Below are 17,668 nucleotides of genomic sequence, written 5' to 3' on the forward strand. Positions count from 1 at the left end.
ACTTATGAAGGATCTAGCAGACAAACTTAGAGAAATGAACATCGGTCCGGTCAAAGAAAATGAGCCATTGGCAAACCATACGTCCATCAAGATTGGCGGGCCAGCGGACATATTTATTGAGCCTTCATCTATCGAAAATCTTCAGAAAGCAATGGAAACAATCCTTGCAACGAATGTCAAATGGACAGTAATAGGAAGAGGCTCCAACCTGCTTGTCACAGACAAAGGAATAGAAGGGGTTGTCATCAAGCTTGGGGCCGGCCTTGACGATTTAAAAATCGAAGGTACCAGGGTCACGGCAGGAGGCGGCTTGTCCCTTGTCAACTTCGCGATCACGATCAGCCGGAAGGGGCTATCGGGGCTTGAATTCGCCGGAGGCATCCCAGGCTCGATTGGCGGGGCAGTATATATGAATGCCGGAGCCCATGGATCTGATATCTCAAGGATCCTTGAAAAAGCCTACGTGCTTTTTGAAGACGGGACTTTGGAATGGCTGACGAATGAAGAAATGAAATTCTCTTACAGGACATCCGTCCTTCAGAGTGAACGGCCGGGGATCGTTGTAGCCGCTGTATTCCAGTTAAAGGAAGGCGACAGGGAAAAGATTGTTTCCGAGCTCCAAAAAAATAAAGATTATCGGAAAGAAACCCAGCCATATAATTATCCGAGCTGTGGAAGTGTATTTCGGAATCCGCTGCCCCACTATGCGGGGAACCTGATAGAGAAGTCAGGATTGAAGGGCCATCGAATAGGCGGAGCCCAAATTTCCGGACTGCATGGCAATTTTATCATCAATACTGGAAATGCCACCGCAGAAGATGTCCTGGCCATCATCCAGCATGTAAAGGATACCATCCTTGCGAAGGATGGAGTCGAAATGGAGACGGAGGTTGAAATAATCGGCCGGAAATAGCAGGAAAGTGATTCAAGCTGCCAATATCTGTGATATAATATTTCATTAGATTAGGATGAAAACCAAGCAGGAAATAACGGCATGAAGGCTTTCGTGCCGTTGTTTTCCCTTCTCTTCAATGAATATTATTAACTGATAGGCAATAACCTGCGCATCGAGTCCAGTTTTAAAGAAAGCTTGGAGAAGGTTAGCCGCAAAAGAGGGGATTGAAAAATGGATAAGGGTAAAATCGTCTCAATTGAAGACCGGATCCCAAAATTGAAGCAACAGAGGCGCAAGAAGGCGAATCGAAGGCTGATCACCCTGTTGGCTTTGTTTTTCACTTTGATAGCAAGTGTCATCTATGTTCAATCACCGCTTAGCAAAGTGAAGAATATCTTAGTTTCAGGCAACCAATCCCATTCAGATCAGTATATCGCCGGAAAAAGCGGTATCACGCTGGACTCCAATGTATGGAAAATCAACAAGGATAAAATCGAAAAAAAACTGGAAAAGATCGAAGAAATCTCCGATGTGACTGTTGAAGTGAAGTTTCCAAACACTGTGGAAATCAAAATAAAGGAGTTCCGCCGGCTGGCATACATATCCAAAGGAAAGGATTTTTACCCCGTTCTTGAGAATGGACATATTATGGGCGGAAAGCAAATCAGTGACATCCCGGTCAACGCGCCAATATTGATCGGTTTCGAAGAAGGAAAAGCATTGGATGAAATGATCGATGGGCTTGAATCGCTGCCCGAAGAGGTGGTCAATTCCATCTCGGAAATCCATTCCCAATCGAAAAAAAACGATCGTTTTTTGATAAAACTCTATATGAATGATGGTTTTGAAGTGAATGCCAGTTTAAGGACATTTTCTGAAAAAATGGCACATTATCCTTCGATTGTCAATCAGCTCGATCCCGAAAGAAAAGGTGTCATTGACCTTGAAGTCGGTTCCTATTTTAAAGCTTATGAAGCAGAGAAAGCTGAGGAAGTTGAAATTGAAAAAGAAAGTGGACAGTAACCGTGTGATCCTTTCGCTCGTTTTTCTTGTGCTTGGCTTCATGGTCGCTTTTTCATACCGCGTTACACAGGACGACAGCGACAACGGGAAAGGCCTGACGGATAGGCAGTGGGAGCAGCATTTAAGTTTGAGAAACGAGCTGATTGAGCAGGAAGAGAAAAACCGGGAGCTTCAAAAAGAACTTAATGAGAAGCAGGAAAAGGTCAGGAATATAGAAACTGAGCTATCAAAGGAAGCACAAGTGTTTTTCAATATGGCTGAGGATGCTGAAAAATACCGGATGTTCTTGGGTAAGGTCAAAGTCACCGGAAAAGGTGTCAAGGTGACCCTCGCAGATGGCGAGTACAACCCGAATGAGGAAAATATCAATAACTATCTTGTTCATGAACACCACGTTTTTAAGGTGGTCAATGAACTATACATTTCTGGAGCGCAAGCAATTTCCATCAATGGCCAAAGGATTTCCCACAATTCCTATATATTGTGCACAGGTCCGGTGATCACGGTCGATGGCCGCCAGCATCCAGCCCCCTTTGAAATCACTGCTATAGGCGACCCCGATGTTCTATCTTCCGCATTGAACATTACCGGAGGGATAAAGGATCAGCTAGTGAATGACCAGATTGTTTTCAGCCTGCAAGAGGTAGATGACATCAAGATGGATCCAATACTGGGCAAGTAAGCGGCCATGAAAACAGCTGGCTGCGCTTTTATCGGGATTTGCTATCCAGTTCGTAAAGTTAAGAAGCAGAAAGCAAGGTGAAGTCCGTGGGGCGGCCTAGAAATCTGAGTTTCAGCATCATTGCCGCGATTGTTGGATTGATGATTGCCATCCAGTTCCAGACCGTTAGGGAACCTGAGGTGAGGGATACGAGGGATACGTGGCAGCTTCGTGAGGATTTAATGAAAGAAAAGGAAATCCAGTCCAGGCTGCTGCTTGAGATCAGGTCCAACGAGGAGAAAATCGCAAAATATGAAACAGAGCGGCAGCAGAGCAAGGAAGAAGTCCTGAAGGAGACATTGAGCGAACTGAAGGCTGAGGCAGGCCTGACAGACATCATGGGCCCGGGAATCACGCTCTCCATTGCTCCTGCGTTCAACTTGATTTCGGATGGAACCCAGGTCCCTTCCGTTTCTCCGGAATTATTAAGGAGATTGTTGAATGAGTTGAACATGTACGGGGCTGAGCATGTTTCGATTGATGGCGAACGAGTGATCAATACCACGGTGATCCGAGACATCAATGGTGAAACGAAAATTAATGGTCATACATTGAATCGTTTCCCAATTGATGTTAACGTTATTGCGGAAGATGCGAATTCCGCTGAAAAATTATATAATCGAATGAAGGTTTCCGCAGTTGCTGAAGACTTCTTCATCGACAACCTGGAAGTCAAGGTGAACAAACCGGAACAGAAAGTGCTGGTTCCGGCCTACCAGGATTCAATCCGGATCAAGGACATGGAGTCCGCTAAAAAAGATAAAGGAGGAGGCAACGGATAATGTGGCTTCCAATAATGGGGCTGATCATCGGTGTGATCATCGGGCTGCTGACCGATATCAAAATACCGGAAGAATATTCGAACTATCTGTCAATCGCAATCCTTGCCGCACTTGATACTTTATTTGGCGGAATCCGGGCACAGCTACAGAATATCTATGATGAAAAAGTATTTGTTTCTGGTTTCTTTTTTAATATAGTTTTAGCTGCAAGTTTAGCTTTTCTAGGTGTTCATCTTGGTGTAGACTTGTATTTAGCAGCAGTTTTTGCCTTTGGGGTCAGGCTGTTCCAAAATATCGCTGTCATACGGCGGATCCTGTTAACAAAATGGTCAACAACCCGGGAAAAACAGAAAAAAAAATGATATTTTAAAAGGGAAATATTCAATTTTGACGAATAAAGTAAGTGTACTCTAACTGTAATGAATGAGCATAACAAGCAGGAAATTGTTGTTCAAATATTAGGAATTGTTGAAGGAGGTGCCACGGAATGAACAGCAATGATATTTTTGTCAGTCTTGACATCGGTACATCCAGTGTGAAAGTTATCATAGGTGAAATGGTCAACGACTCTTTGAATATAATTGGTGTTGGCAATGTAAAGTCCGAAGGTTTGAGAAAGGGCTCCATTGTTGATATAGATGAAACCGTTCATTCTATTAGACGGGCAATCGAACAAGCTGAGAGAATGATAGGGATGAAGATTAACCAGGTGATCGTCGGTGTCACCGGGAACCATGTTTCGCTCATGCCTTGCCACGGAGTGGTCGCAGTATCAAGTGATAACCGCGAAATCATGAACGAAGATGTCGCGCGGGTCGTAGACGCTGCACAGGTGGTATCGATCCCGCCTGAGAGGGAAATTATTGACGTTATTCCAAGGCAATTCATTGTCGATGGCCTGGACGAAATCAATGACCCAAGAGGTATGATCGGGGTCAGGCTTGAAATGGAAGGAACGATTATCACAGGCTCAAAGACTATCTTACATAACACGCTTCGCTGTGTAGAAAAAGCCGGACTGGAGATTGTCGATATTGGGCTTCAGCCTCTTGCAGCTGGAGCATTCGCTCTTTCGAAGGACGAAAAGAACATGGGCGTTGCGATGATCGACATAGGCGGCGGATCCACAACGGTGGCTGTTTTTGAAAACGGCCACTTGAAAGGGACTTCTGTCATCCCGGTGGGAGGCGATCACATTACGAAAGACTTGTCGATTGGCCTTCGCACGACAACGGATGAGGCTGAAAACCTGAAACTGAAACATGGACATGCTTTTTATGACCACGCTTCAGAGGATGAAGTTTTTGAAGTGCCAATCATAGGAAGCGACCAGCAGCAACAATTCAACCAGTTGGAAGTGGCGGATATTATCGAAGCGCGTATGGAGGAAATATTCGGACTTGTCCAGGATGAATTGAAAGCCATGAACATCAGGGACCTTCCAGGAGGATTCGTCCTTACCGGAGGCACAGCAAACATGCAGGGAGTACTGGAACTTGCCCAGGATATCTTCCAAAGCCGTGTCCGCATTGCGATTCCTGATTATATTGGCGTTAGGGAACCTCAATATACAACGGCCGTAGGATTAATCAAACTTGCGTATAAAAACGCAAAATTAAAAGGGAAGAAAATGGAAGCAGCGTTTAGCGAATTGGAACCGAATGAAAAAAGAGTTCAAAAACAGCCGCATCCAAAATCGAAGCCTGAGAAACAGCCTGAAGAGAAAGTGTCATCAAGAATGAAGAAATTTCTTGGCTACTTTTTTGAATAATCAGCGCTAACAGGAAATCGGCGAATTAGGAGGATATATCATGTTGGAATTTGATATGAATTTAGATTCACTTGCTACTATAAAAGTTATCGGTGTAGGCGGCGGTGGGAATAATGCGGTAAACCGAATGATCGAACATGGTGTCCAGGGTGTTGAATTCATCGCTGTCAATACAGACGCTCAGGCACTGAACCTTTCCAAAGCTGAAATAAAAATGCAAATCGGAGCCAAATTGACTCGCGGGCTAGGAGCAGGCGCGAATCCTGAAGTCGGCAAGAAAGCTGCTGAGGAAAGCAAAGAGCAAATTGAAGAAGTACTCAAAGGGGCAGACATGGTGTTTGTCACAGCTGGCATGGGTGGAGGAACCGGAACTGGTGCAGCGCCTGTCATCGCCCAGATTGCCAAAGACCTCGGGGCATTGACCGTTGGAGTCGTTACCCGTCCATTCACCTTCGAGGGGCGCAAGCGTGCTATGCAGGCTGGCGGCGGGATCGGCGCAATGAAAGAATCGGTGGATACACTGATCGTCATTCCGAACGACCGCTTGCTTGAAATTGTCGACAAGAGCACCCCTATGCTTGAAGCATTCCGCGAAGCGGATAACGTCCTGCGACAAGGTGTCCAGGGTATTTCCGACCTGATTGCCACACCTGGTTTAATCAACCTTGATTTTGCGGATGTCAAGACGATTATGTCAAATAAAGGATCCGCTTTGATGGGCATAGGCGTGGCATCCGGTGAGAACCGTGCTACGGAAGCAGCGAAGAAAGCTATTTCTTCACCATTGCTTGAAACATCGCTTGATGGCGCACAAGGCGTTCTGATGAACATCACAGGCGGTACGAACCTCAGCTTATATGAAGTCCAGGAGGCAGCTGATATCGTTGCTTCAGCATCCGACCAGGACGTGAATATGATCTTTGGTTCAGTCATCAATGAAAACCTGAAGGATGAAATCATTGTCACAGTCATTGCCACTGGATTTAACGAGGAAGTAATCCAGTCAAAGCCATCAAGGCCAACTTTCGGTAATCAGCAGAAGCCTAACTTGGGCGCGATCAGACGCGAACCGAAGCGCGAGGAAATCCAGCATCAGCAGGAATCACCAAGGAACAATCCAGTCCCTCAAGGTGACGATGCTCTCGATATCCCGACATTCCTGCGCAACCGCAACAGAAGGAGATAAAAGGAAGTAAACAAAAAAGGCATAGCCAAGAGGCTATGCCTTTTTGTTTACCATAGGAACTTGTATTGCATTCCATCAAGTCCTTCTAACTTCTCAGCATAATCCAGGAATCCCCTACTCCCATTTTACAAGCTCACCTCTAATGCCTCGATTTGACCGCGATCGGTTGAAGAATGAATTGCAAAAGTATAGTCGTTTGCCTTTTCACGGAGCGGTGTTTCCGTTTTCCTTCTGAAAGATATTGGCCAGGAAAGTCTTCGTTATTTGAATCCTATTAAACCACTGTTAAAAAACTGACAAAATCCGAATGAATTTGTGAAAATTTCTGTTGTTTTCGGTACACAATGTGACACACTTCATACCAATACATAAGTTATACTTTTTCCTAACGGAATGATAGAGAAGCCGGCAAAGTAAAAATTTCACCTATTGATGATCAACTGGGCTTTTAAGTGGCGGGAGGAAAGATGGTGAAAATCTATCTGGATGTAATCTGGGCTCTGAATTTGTTGTTTGACGCGTTCATACTTTATTTGACCGCTGTAATCCTGAAGCAGCACGTGAAGCTTATAAAGGTGGCGCTAGGCGGGTTCATCGGGTCGATGCTCATTGTCTTATCCGTAACGCCATTCCATTCTGCGGCAGGGCATCCACTTGGTAAATTTGCCTTTTCCATCCTAATGGTCTTCGTAGTGTTCGGATATAAACGGCTTCGCTATTTTTTAAAAGCGCTGATGACATTCTACACTGCGACATTTTTGCTAGGGGGTACCCTGACAGGTGTGCATTATTTCGTGCAATTTGATGCCAATCTAGCCGCTCAAATGGCAGTTGCGGAGATTGGAGGGTTTGGAGACCCGGTCAGTTGGCTGTTTGTACTGCTTGGTTTTCCGCTGGCATGGCATTTTTCAAGACGGAATGTCGAGCAATTCGAAATGACGAAGATCCAATATGATTCACTGGCGGAAGTCGAGATTCAATTCATGGGGATGACATTCAACATGCAGGGGTTGGTCGACAGCGGCAACCAGCTGTATGACCCCATTTCCAAAATGCCAGTGATGATCATATCGATAGCACACTTGCCTGTTCAGCTCCCTGAAGCCATCAAGTCTATCACCGCGAATCCTGAGGAGGTTTGGTCAGGGGAAAAGAGTTTTCCAGAAGATATTGAAAGCAAGATGAGAATTATCCCATGTAAAGTTGTTGGACAAGAACATCAGTTGATCATCGCTTTCCAGCCTGAAAGCATCAGGATCGTCTCTGACGGAAAAATTTATCTTGCGGATAAAGGCCTGATTTCCTTTACTGCCCAGGAGTTGTCCGCTGAAGGAAGATTCGATTGCATCATCCATCCAAGGCTGATGGCGGGAATGTCCTGTTCAGATGAAGACATCAAGGTAAGTTAATAATACTATACTCATAAATACATATTTTAGAAGGAGGACAATCAATGAAAAATATTCGATTCCGTATCACCTATTACTGGTATAAATTACTGATCAAATTAGGGATAAAGACGGATGAGATCTATTATATCGGCGGCAGCGAGGCATTGCCTCCTCCTTTAAGCAAAGAAGAAGAAAAAGTGCTTTTAGCCAAGCTTCCGAAAGGAGATAAAGCGGCCAGGTCGATCCTGATCGAAAGGAATCTCCGGCTAGTTGTCTATATCGCCAGGAAATTCGAAAATACAGGCATCAATATAGAGGACTTGATCAGCATCGGAACAATCGGTTTGATTAAGGCTGTCAATACCTTCAATCCCGAAAAAAAGATCAAGCTAGCTACATATGCTTCTCGCTGCATCGAGAATGAAATCCTTATGTATTTGCGGCGCAATAATAAGCTTCGCTCCGAGGTTTCTTTCGATGAACCGTTGAACATCGATTGGGACGGGAATGAGCTGCTCCTATCCGATGTGCTTGGAACAGATGATGATATCATCACAAAGGATCTGGAATCGAATGTCGATAAAAAGCTTCTTGTCAAAGCGCTCCAGCAGCTTTCGGACAGAGAAAAGCAAATCATGGAGCTCCGGTTCGGCCTTGGAAGCGGCGAAGAAAAAACCCAGAAGGATGTCGCCGACATGCTTGGCATTTCCCAATCCTATATTTCACGTCTGGAAAAGAGAATCATCAAAAGGCTTCGGAAAGAGTTCAATAAAATGGTATAGGATGAAAACGCGCTCTCCAATCCTCTATCTAATACAGGGGCAATACTCCTTTGCAATGTTGGCGGGCAGCGGGTATATGGAGGACATTCGGAAAATTACATCTTGCCTATCATATGCGCCTTAGGGGATACCCACGTCAGTTACAATCAAGCTATCGGTTTCATTCTTGTTCGTGACTGAGGAGGACGCAAACATGCATCAACGCAACATCTCAGGATGAAAAAAATTTTTCGGTGTTAAACAATTGATACTCTTGGGTTTTTCAGGATAATTGTCCCAGCATGCTTTCAACCACCGTTCATATCGTGCATATTTTTCCTTTCTGCGGAGATACTGATTTTTGACAGCAGCTCCTGTGAGGAGGGAAAAGATTGACACGAAACAAAGTTGAAATTTGCGGTGTGGATACTTCAAAGCTTCCCGTACTGAAAAACGAGGAAATGAGAAAGCTTTTTAGGGAAATGCAAAGCGGGGACATCACAGCCAGAGAAAAACTTGTGAATGGCAACCTTAGGCTGGTGTTAAGTGTGATCCAGCGTTTTAACAACCGGGGAGAGTTTGTTGATGACCTGTTCCAGGTCGGATGTATAGGACTTATGAAATCCATTGATAACTTTGACCTCGGACAGAACGTTAAATTTTCCACCTACGCAGTACCGATGATTATAGGTGAAATCAGACGTTATCTGCGTGATAATAATCCTATCAGGGTCTCCCGGTCTTTAAGGGATATTGCCTATAAGGCGCTTCAGGTTAGGGAGAAGCTGATGGGGGAAGCGTCAAGGGAACCCACAGCTGAAGAAATCGCCAGGGTCCTCGAGGTGCCCCACGAAGAGGTGGTCTTCGCACTTGATGCCATCCAGGATCCGGTTTCCCTGTTTGAGCCAATCTATAATGACGGGGGCGATCCAATCTATGTGATGGACCAACTGAGTGATGAACGCAACAAGGACATACATTGGATCGAGGAAATTGCCTTGAAGGAAGGAATGAGACGCTTGAACGAGCGGGAAAAACTGATATTAAGAAAGCGGTTTTTCCAGGGGAAAACCCAAATGGAGGTTGCTGATGAAATCGGCATATCCCAGGCGCAGGTTTCCCGCCTTGAGAAAGCGGCAATCAAGCAAATGAATAAAAATATCCAAAGCTAAGCTGCCTTCAAGGCAGCTTTTGTTTTTCAATGTGAAAAGGGAAGGAAGACCTTTGAATATCTGTTGGTTGGAGCGGAAGCAGCGAAGCCTATGGCGGGAGCAACGGGGGAGACGTCCGTAAGCGCAAAGACTGCCTCTCCGGTACGGCTGCAGAAGGAAGAAGCAGGAGCGGGAAACAACGGGTAAATCTACATTGCCCTGTTTCTAGAGAAATGGCGGCGGTAAGAAAATTCGTCTCTACAGGTTTATCGAATCGAGTAAAAGTGAAATTGAGTTCTTCAGTCATTGGAAACCAGCGAGGATTGCTGCGGCAGTGCTTCTATCATTCATATTTGCTTGCCGATCAGTGCGAATCTTCCGGAAAATCATACATCCTGTTTCTGCTCATATATTTTAGATAAGCAATGATAAGGCAAATTCCGGAGGGATAACGATGGTCAAGGTAACTGAATTCCAGGTGAAGGATGTCGTGAATGTGTCTGATGGAAAGAGGTTGGGGAATATTGAAGATTTTGAGATCAATCTGAATACAGGGAAAATCGAAGCGGTGGTGATCGGCAGTTCCGGCAAGGTACTCGGTTTTTTCGGAAGGGAAGAAGAAATCATTATTCCGTGGAAGAATATACTTAAGGTTGGTGAGGATGTCATCCTTGTGCGCTACAAGGATAGCGGGGAATATAGCGAACAGAAAGATGAGAACGCTTGATGCCATATCGCTGTTGTGTTCTCGCCTGGATGTGATACACTAGACAAAAACATGTAGAGGTATAAGGAATGGAACCTTTTATCCTGAAAAGCAAGGAGTACTTTTCGATAAAAGAATGGATGGACCGTTATCCAGGCCTGGAAGCTGGCTTCACCTCAAAAAATGGCGGTGTCAGCCAGCAGGCTTTCACAGGCCTGAACTTCGGCTTTCATGTGGGGGATAACCAGGCGGCCGTTTGCCAAAACCGCCGTCTGTTAGCTGAGCGGATTGGCTTTCCGGTCAGCACATGGGTTGGGGCTGAGCAGACCCATCAAATCCATATAGAAAAAGTCACGATGACAGACAAAGGGAAAGGCGCGGACGAGTATGCCACAAGCTTCGCCAATACAGATGGGTTCTTCACTGATGAACCCGGCATTCTGCTTACCCTTTGCTTTGCGGATTGCGTACCGATCTATTTCATTGAGCCCCGCCGCAATTTGATTGGTGTCGCACATGCTGGCTGGAAAGGAAGCGTAGCAGGAATCGCAGGTGAAATGGTCAGCAAATTTCAGCAAAACGGGGCGGCACTCGAAAAAATTTCTGTCATAATTGGCCCATCAATTTGCAAAAAATGTTATATTGTTGATGAGAGAGTGATCCTTTTGGTGAAAAATATACTAGAAGGTGTCGAAAATTTACCATATAATCAAGTTAGCGAAGGGCAATTTTCTCTTGATTTAAAGGAATTAAACAAGCAGATTTTGCTCAAGGCCGGTGTAAAACGCGAAAATATCGGCATCACGGATTTTTGCACAAGCTGCGATCGTGAGCATTTCTATTCCCACAGAAGGGATGAAGGGAATGCGGGCCGGATGATGGCGTATATCGGCTGGAAGGAGGACCGCAATCCATAAATGAAGGTTTCAGGCAATCTGGAGAATATCCGGAAGCATATAGAAGAGGCATGCAGGAAAGTCGATCGCAGGCCTGACGATATCAGGATTATCGCAGTGACCAAATATGTCAGTGCTGAGAGGGCGCAGGAAGCGATTGAAGCAGGCATTCCAGACCTGGGGGAAAACCGGGATGAAGGGCTGCTGGCAAAGGCAGGCCAATTAAAGGACAAGCCTGTCTGGCATTTCATTGGGACGCTGCAATCCCGAAAAGTGAAGAACATTATTGATCATGTTACATACATCCATTCACTTGACAGGCTGTCCCTTGCTAAGGAAATCAACAAACGCGCAGCAACAAAGGTGGCTTGCCTTGTCCAGGTCAATGCATCCGGGGAAGAAAGCAAGCATGGATTGAAGCCGGAAGCTGTGCCAGACTTCATTGAACAATTGAAAGAATATCCGAACATCATGGTTGCAGGCTTAATGACGATGGCCCCTAATACGGAAAATGAACAAATCGTCAGGGATTGCTTTAGGACATTAAGGAAGCTTCAGGATAGGATCAAAGGCATGGGCCTTGATTACGCGCCTTGCACCGAATTGTCTATGGGAATGTCAAATGATTATCAAATAGCTGTTGAAGAGGGATCAACAATGGTGCGGATCGGCACTGCGTTGGTAGGCAATGAATCGGAGGTGCAGTAAATATGAGTTTGAAATCAAAAATTAAAACCTTTTTCTTTCTTGAAGATGAATATGACTATGATGATGAGGAAATGCTCGAGGGGGAGGCTGAGCCCATGAAGACAAGCAAGCAGCCTGCGCAGCAAAAGCAAAATGTTGTAAGCCTTCAGAGTGTCCAAAAATCTTCCAAGGTCATTCTGATGGAACCAAGGGTGTATGCGGAAGCACAGGAGATCGCCGACCATCTGAAGAACCGTAGGGCAGTTGTCGTGAATCTTCAGCGCATCGACCATGACCAGGCAAAGAGGATCGTCGATTTCCTAAGCGGCACTGTTTATGCGATCAGCGGCGATATCCAGCGGATTGGCATGGACATCTTTTTATGTACCCCGGATAATGTGGAGGTTACAGGGAGTATTTCCGAACTGATGCAAGAGCGGGATTTTCAAGAGTCGAGGTGGTAGAACCAAATGGATTTTGTAATTAGTATTTTGGTAAATTTAATCGCGATTTATCAATGGGCATTAATCATCTATATTTTCATGTCATGGTTCCCGAATGCCCGGGAAACAGCAATCGGGCAGTTTCTGGCCCGCATTTGCGAACCCTATCTTGAACCATTCCGGAGGATCATCCCTTCAATCGGGATGATTGACATCTCTCCAATCGTGGCTTTCATTGTCCTTCGTTTGGCCATAAATGGTTTGTATCAATTGGGTAATTGGTTTTAATGGCAACATTCCAAAACAGGGTCTTGAAAAGGCCCTTTTTATTTTTTATGGGATAAGAGGAGAATGTGATGAATCTATACCAGCATTTCCGTCCCGAGGAACGGGAATTCATCGACCAGGTAATCAACTGGAAGGAATATGTCGAACAAAATTATGCCCCGAAGCTTACGGATTTCCTGGATCCCAGGGAGCAGCAAATCCTTGCCACAGTGATCGGCAAGCACGCTGAGGTCAAATGGGAGCTGTTTGGTGGAGCGTCCGGCACGGAAAGAAAACGTGCATTCCTTTTTCCAGAATACCTGGAGGCGGAAAAGGAAGATTTTCAAATCAAGCTATTCGGGATTGAATATGCGAAGAAATTTGTCACGATTGAACACCGGCAGGTTCTAGGGAGCCTGATGTCGCTGGGACTGAAGCGAGGGAAGTATGGAGATATCCTGATAGATGGCGATACAGTCCAATTTTTCGCCGCAGCAGAAGTTGCCGGCTATATCGGGCTGCAGCTGGAATCGATCGGCAGGGCAGCAATCAGCTTGAAGGAACTTCCGCTCGAACAGGCTGTTCCAATCAAGGAAAAGTGGACTGAAATGACTGCAACAGTATCTTCCTTAAGGCTGGACACAGTGATGGCATCTTTTTATAATCTGTCGCGCCAAAAATCGCAACTGCTGATTCAGCACGGCCATGTCAAGGTAAACTGGACGACCGTTGAAAACCCGGCCTTTGAATGCGGCGAAGGCGACATCCTTTCAGTTCGCGGACATGGCAGGGCGAAAATCGCCGCAATTGAAGGGAAAACGAAAAAAGATAAATACCGGGTTATTGCCGGACGGCAAAAATAATTATATAGTAGTACAAGAAGGAATTTATTTGGATTTGTCGAAATCAAAGCTATAGTACATATTTTGCTATTACCTATAGGAGGTGGCGTCATGCCTTTAACGCCGTTAGATATACACAACAAGGAATTCAACAAAGGATTTCGCGGGTATGATGAGGATGAAGTGAATGAGTTCCTTGACCAGGTCATCAAGGATTATGAAATGATCATCCGTGAAAAAAAAGAGCTTGAGGAAAAGCTCGAAGAAATGAACTCAAGGCTCGGCCATTTTACAAATATTGAAGAAACGCTCAATAAATCGATTGTCATAGCACAGGAAGCAGGTGAAGAAGTCCGCCGCAATGCGCAAAAAGAGGCGAAACTGATCATCAAGGAAGCGGAAAAGAACGCAGACAGGATCATCAATGAATCTTTGTCGAAGGCACGCAAGATTGCCCTTGAAATTGAGGAATTGAAGAAGCAATCCAAAGTGTTCCGGACAAGATTCAAAATGCTGATTGAGGCGCAGCTCGATATGCTGAATACTGATGATTGGGATCAGTTGCTTGAGTATGAGCTTGATTCCACTGAATTGAAGTCTTCCGCCAGGGAAGAGGAAGATTCATTGGCTTGACGCGACCATAACAATTCGCATATAATTTTCTAACATAGTGCAAAACATGATCGAAACGATGAGAGGGACAGTATGGCTGTTCGAATGCTTGCCTGATAGCGAGATGGGGAAGGTGGAAGCCCATCGCAAGCGGACAGCAGGAAGATCACCCTTTAGTTCCAAGCTGAACATCCCGAATGGGTCAGTAAGCGCAGGCGTGTCATTCGCGTTAAGAATGCCAAGAGGACGGAATGGGCATCCATTCCCGTCTAATTAGGGTGGTACCGCGGGAATAAGCCTTCTCGTCCCTTACAGGGATGAGGGGTTTTTTTATTTTCCAGGAATCCTGCTTATCATGGATCATAATTGCAAACAGGACAGGAGGATAAAGTGAAATGGAGTACAAAGATACATTACTCATGCCAAAGACCGATTTCCCTATGCGCGGGAATCTTCCGAACAGGGAACCGGAAATCCAGGCAATGTGGGAAGAAATGGATATTTATGAAAAAGTGCAGCAACGCACGGAAGGCCGCCCGTTCTTCATCCTGCATGACGGGCCTCCATATGCGAACGGGGATATCCATATGGGGCACGCTCTCAATAAGATCCTTAAGGATTTCATCGTGCGCTATAAGTCGATGAGCGGCTTCTGTTCACCTTATGTTCCAGGCTGGGATACCCATGGTTTGCCAATCGAACAGGCGCTGACGAACAAAGGTGTCAAGCGCAAGGAAATGACTGTAGCTGAGTTCAGGAAGCTATGTGAAGAGTATGCGTACGAACAGATCGACAACCAGCGTGCGCAATTCAAGCGGCTCGGCGTCAGGGGTGACTGGGAGAACCCGTATATCACCTTGAAGCCGGAATATGAAGCGCAGCAAATCAAAGTATTTGGCGAAATGGCTAAGAAAGGGTATATCTACAAAGGTAAAAAGCCTGTTTATTGGTCCCCTTCCAGTGAATCAGCCCTAGCTGAGGCTGAAATTGAATACCAGGATAAGCGCTCGCCTTCCATCTATGTCAGTTTTAAGGTGAAGGACGGAAAAGGCGTTCTCGACCAGCAGATAGAGATCGTCATCTGGACAACGACCCCATGGACTCTTCCTGCCAACCTTGGTATTTCAGTCCATCCAGAGCTTACTTATGTCGTTGTTGAAAACAGCGGAAAGAAATACCTTGTGGCAGAAGCGCTGCTTGAAGCCGTTGCCAATGAAGTCGGCTGGGAAAGCCCGGTCACTGTCAAAAAAGTTGTTGGTAGAGAGCTTGAAGGCATCCTTGCCAGCCACCCTCTTTATGGCAGGGATTCACTTGTCATGCTGGGTGAACATGTTACGACTGACGCAGGTACTGGTTGTGTCCACACTGCCCCTGGCCACGGGGAGGATGACTTCCAGGTTGGACAGAAATATGGCCTTGATGTCCTCTGCCCTGTCGATGACAAAGGCTATATGACTGTAGAAGCTGAAGGCTTTGAAGGAATGTTCTATGATGAAGCAAACAAGCCGATTACCCAGAAGCTTGAAGAAGCAGGCGCGCTTCTTAAGCTTTCGTTCATCAAGCATTCCTATCCGCATGATTGGAGGACGAAGAAGCCTGTTATCTTCCGTGCGACTGCGCAATGGTTCGCATCGATCAAGGATTTCCGCGGCGATCTTCTGAAAGCTGTCGAACAGACAAAATGGGTTCCTGCCTGGGGAGAAACAAGGCTGTTCAATATGGTACGTGATCGCGGCGACTGGTGCATTTCCAGACAGCGTGCATGGGGCGTGCCTATTCCAGTGTTTTATGCTGAAAATGGAGAAGCTATCATAACGGATGAAACGATTGAACATGTTTCGAACCTTTTCCGTGAACATGGGTCGAACATCTGGTTTGAAAAAGAAGCGATGGACCTGCTTCCAGAAGGGTTCAGCCATCCTGGCAGCCCGAACGGCAAATTCACGAAAGAGACGGATATCATGGATGTTTGGTTCGACTCCGGCTCATCCCATCAGGCTGTGCTTGTCGAACGTGAAGAGCTCCAGCGTCCGGCTGACCTGTATCTCGAAGGCTCCGATCAGTATCGCGGCTGGTTCAACTCTTCGCTGTCAACAGCAGTGGCTGTAACAGGCAAGGCACCTTATAAAGGCGTCCTGAGCCATGGTTTTGCCCTTGACGGTGAAGGCCGGAAGATGAGCAAGTCAATCGGGAATGTTGTTGTCCCAGCCAAAGTCATGAACCAGCTTGGTGCAGATATCCTGCGCCTGTGGGTTGCATCCGTTGATTATCAGTCAGATGTACGGGTATCCGATGCCATCCTAAAGCAGGTGGCGGAAGTCTACCGGAAAATCCGCAATACGTTCAGATTCTTGATGGGAAACCTTGCTGATTTCAATCCCGAAACCGATTCTGTGCCATTCGGGGAGCTTCGTGAAGTCGACCAATTCATGCTTGTGAAACTGAATAAGCTGATCAAATATGTGCGTAACGCCTACGACAACTATGAGTTCGCTGGCGTGTACCACGCGGTCAACAATTTCTGTACACTTGATTTAAGTGCTTTCTACCTGGATTTCGCAAAGGACGTCCTTTATATCGAAGCAACTGATAATGCTGAACGACGCGCCATCCAGACTGTCCTGCACGAAAGCCTCATGGCCTTAGTGAAGCTTGTTGCCCCGATCCTATCCCATACAGCGGATGAGGTATGGAAGTTCATTCCTTCTGTAAAAGAAGAAAGCGTCCAGTTGACAGATATGCCAGAACATAAGGAAATCGAGAACGCCAAGGAACTCGAAGAAAAATGGAATGCATTCATGAAGCTGCGCGATGATGTCCTGAAAGCTCTTGAGGAAGCAAGGAATGAAAAAGTAATCGGTAAATCATTGACAGCGAAAGTTTCCTTGTATGTTAATGACAAAACAAAGGCGCTTTTGGATTCCATCAGTGAAAACCTTGGACAGCTGTTTATCGTTTCAGGTTTTGAAGTCGCAGGCAGCTACGATGAAGCCCCTGAAAATGCGATAAAGCTTGAAAACGCCGCAATCGTCGTGACAAAGGCGGAAGGCGAAACATGTGAAAGATGCTGGGTCGTCACCACTGAAGTCGGACAGGTGGAAGAACACCCGACACTTTGCCCACGATGCGCAACTGTTGTAAAAGAAAATTATTAAATGAATGGGAAAACTCCGGATCATTGAAAACCGGAGTTTTTTCTTTGAATCAAATACTCAGGATATATCCAACGCTCGGCATCGTGTCCAACAGGGTGTTTGGAAAAGAAAAATGAGAAGGATCTGAGATGTCTCGTTTTCAAAGAGCTCCCGTGAGAGTCAAAAGGTAGCGCAAAGCCGTCTCTCGTTCCCGAAGAGCTCCCTCGAGGGCCAAAAGGTACCGCAAAGCCGTCTTTCGAGCCCGAAGAGGCTTCCAAGGGAACCAAAAGGTAGCGCAAAGCCGTCTCTCGTTCCCGAAGAGTCTGCCGTGAGAGTCAAAAGGTAGCGCAAAGCCGTCTCTCGTTCCCGAAGAGTCTGCCGTGAGAGTCAAAAGGTACCG

At 45.9% G+C, this 17,668-nt stretch carries 18 protein-coding genes and 1 other annotated feature; all 18 genes read left to right on the top strand.

Going from position 1 to position 17,668, the window contains the following annotated elements:
- Window positions 1–4: 4 nt before the first annotated feature.
- The 18 genes from murB to ileS all read left to right on the top strand — a co-directional run bounded on the left by murB (window position 5) and on the right by ileS (window position 17,289).
- Complete coding sequence (murB, locus tag JJQ88_RS00305; RefSeq protein WP_210363735.1) at window positions 5–913, top strand: UDP-N-acetylmuramate dehydrogenase; 909 nt, start codon at window positions 5–7, stop codon at window positions 911–913.
- 213 nt (window positions 914–1,126) lie between these two features.
- Window positions 1,127–1,918 (top strand): cell division protein FtsQ/DivIB, encoded by a 792-nt coding sequence (locus JJQ88_RS00310; RefSeq protein WP_210363736.1) that lies wholly within the window; start codon window positions 1,127–1,129, stop codon window positions 1,916–1,918.
- On the top strand, window positions 1,866–2,600 hold the full coding sequence (locus JJQ88_RS00315) for a DUF881 domain-containing protein (protein ID WP_210363961.1): 735 nt from the start codon (window positions 1,866–1,868) through the stop codon (window positions 2,598–2,600). Before JJQ88_RS00310 ends, JJQ88_RS00315 begins: the two co-directional genes overlap by 53 nt.
- 86 nt (window positions 2,601–2,686) lie before the next feature.
- On the top strand, window positions 2,687–3,421 hold the full coding sequence (locus JJQ88_RS00320) for a DUF881 domain-containing protein (RefSeq protein ID WP_349237083.1): 735 nt from the start codon (window positions 2,687–2,689) through the stop codon (window positions 3,419–3,421).
- Complete coding sequence (locus tag JJQ88_RS00325) at window positions 3,421–3,783, top strand: small basic family protein (protein ID WP_210363737.1); 363 nt, start codon at window positions 3,421–3,423, stop codon at window positions 3,781–3,783. The genes JJQ88_RS00320 and JJQ88_RS00325 overlap by 1 nt, the downstream gene beginning before the upstream one ends.
- A 125-nt stretch (window positions 3,784–3,908) precedes the next feature.
- Window positions 3,909–5,192 (top strand): cell division protein FtsA, encoded by a 1,284-nt coding sequence (gene ftsA, locus JJQ88_RS00330; RefSeq protein ID WP_210363738.1) that lies wholly within the window; start codon window positions 3,909–3,911, stop codon window positions 5,190–5,192.
- Between the two features lie 40 nt (window positions 5,193–5,232).
- The gene (gene ftsZ / locus JJQ88_RS00335) at window positions 5,233–6,378 is read left to right on the top strand and encodes a cell division protein FtsZ (RefSeq protein ID WP_210363739.1); all 1,146 of its coding nucleotides are present in this window, start codon (window positions 5,233–5,235) and stop codon (window positions 6,376–6,378) included.
- A gap of 467 nt (window positions 6,379–6,845) precedes the next feature.
- Entirely contained in the window at window positions 6,846–7,787 is a 942-nt protein-coding gene (gene spoIIGA / locus JJQ88_RS00340) for a sigma-E processing peptidase SpoIIGA (RefSeq protein WP_246860835.1), read from the top strand.
- 44 nt (window positions 7,788–7,831) lie between these two features.
- Window positions 7,832–8,551 (top strand): RNA polymerase sporulation sigma factor SigE, encoded by a 720-nt coding sequence (gene sigE / locus JJQ88_RS00345; RefSeq protein ID WP_210363741.1) that lies wholly within the window; start codon window positions 7,832–7,834, stop codon window positions 8,549–8,551.
- Window positions 8,552–8,922: 371 nt separating this feature from the next.
- Entirely contained in the window at window positions 8,923–9,702 is a 780-nt protein-coding gene (sigG, locus tag JJQ88_RS00350) for an RNA polymerase sporulation sigma factor SigG (protein WP_210363742.1), read from the top strand.
- Window positions 9,703–10,135: 433 nt separating this feature from the next.
- Window positions 10,136–10,408 carry a YlmC/YmxH family sporulation protein gene (locus JJQ88_RS00355; protein ID WP_210363743.1) on the top strand — a complete coding sequence of 91 codons (273 nt, stop codon included), beginning with the start codon at window positions 10,136–10,138 and terminating at the stop codon, window positions 10,406–10,408.
- Window positions 10,409–10,476: 68 nt separating this feature from the next.
- Window positions 10,477–11,304: a peptidoglycan editing factor PgeF gene (gene pgeF, locus JJQ88_RS00360; protein ID WP_210363744.1), complete on the top strand. Its 828-nt coding sequence runs from the start codon at window positions 10,477–10,479 to the stop codon at window positions 11,302–11,304.
- Window positions 11,305–11,991, top strand: a complete 687-nt coding sequence (locus tag JJQ88_RS00365; RefSeq protein WP_210363745.1) for a YggS family pyridoxal phosphate-dependent enzyme — start codon at window positions 11,305–11,307, stop codon at window positions 11,989–11,991. It abuts the gene before it with no gap.
- A gap of 2 nt (window positions 11,992–11,993) precedes the next feature.
- Window positions 11,994–12,434 carry a cell division protein SepF gene (locus JJQ88_RS00370; RefSeq protein WP_210363746.1) on the top strand — a complete coding sequence of 147 codons (441 nt, stop codon included), beginning with the start codon at window positions 11,994–11,996 and terminating at the stop codon, window positions 12,432–12,434.
- Between the two features lie 6 nt (window positions 12,435–12,440).
- Window positions 12,441–12,701, top strand: coding sequence for a YggT family protein (locus JJQ88_RS00375; protein ID WP_210363747.1), 261 nt, complete (start codon window positions 12,441–12,443; stop codon window positions 12,699–12,701).
- Window positions 12,702–12,769: 68 nt separating this feature from the next.
- Window positions 12,770–13,543 (top strand): YlmH family RNA-binding protein, encoded by a 774-nt coding sequence (locus JJQ88_RS00380; RefSeq protein WP_210363748.1) that lies wholly within the window; start codon window positions 12,770–12,772, stop codon window positions 13,541–13,543.
- A 90-nt stretch (window positions 13,544–13,633) separates the two neighbouring features.
- Window positions 13,634–14,155, top strand: coding sequence for a DivIVA domain-containing protein (locus JJQ88_RS00385; protein ID WP_210363749.1), 522 nt, complete (start codon window positions 13,634–13,636; stop codon window positions 14,153–14,155).
- A gap of 49 nt (window positions 14,156–14,204) precedes the next feature.
- Window positions 14,205–14,447: a binding site (T-box leader), on the top strand.
- Between the two features lie 82 nt (window positions 14,448–14,529).
- Window positions 14,530–17,289, top strand: coding sequence for an isoleucine--tRNA ligase (gene ileS / locus JJQ88_RS00390; RefSeq protein ID WP_210363750.1), 2,760 nt, complete (start codon window positions 14,530–14,532; stop codon window positions 17,287–17,289).
- Window positions 17,290–17,668: the final 379 nt, after the last annotated feature.

The sequence above is a fragment of the Bacillus sp. REN3 genome, assembly GCF_017912555.1.
GTDB lineage: Bacteria > Bacillota > Bacilli > Bacillales > Cytobacillaceae > Mesobacillus.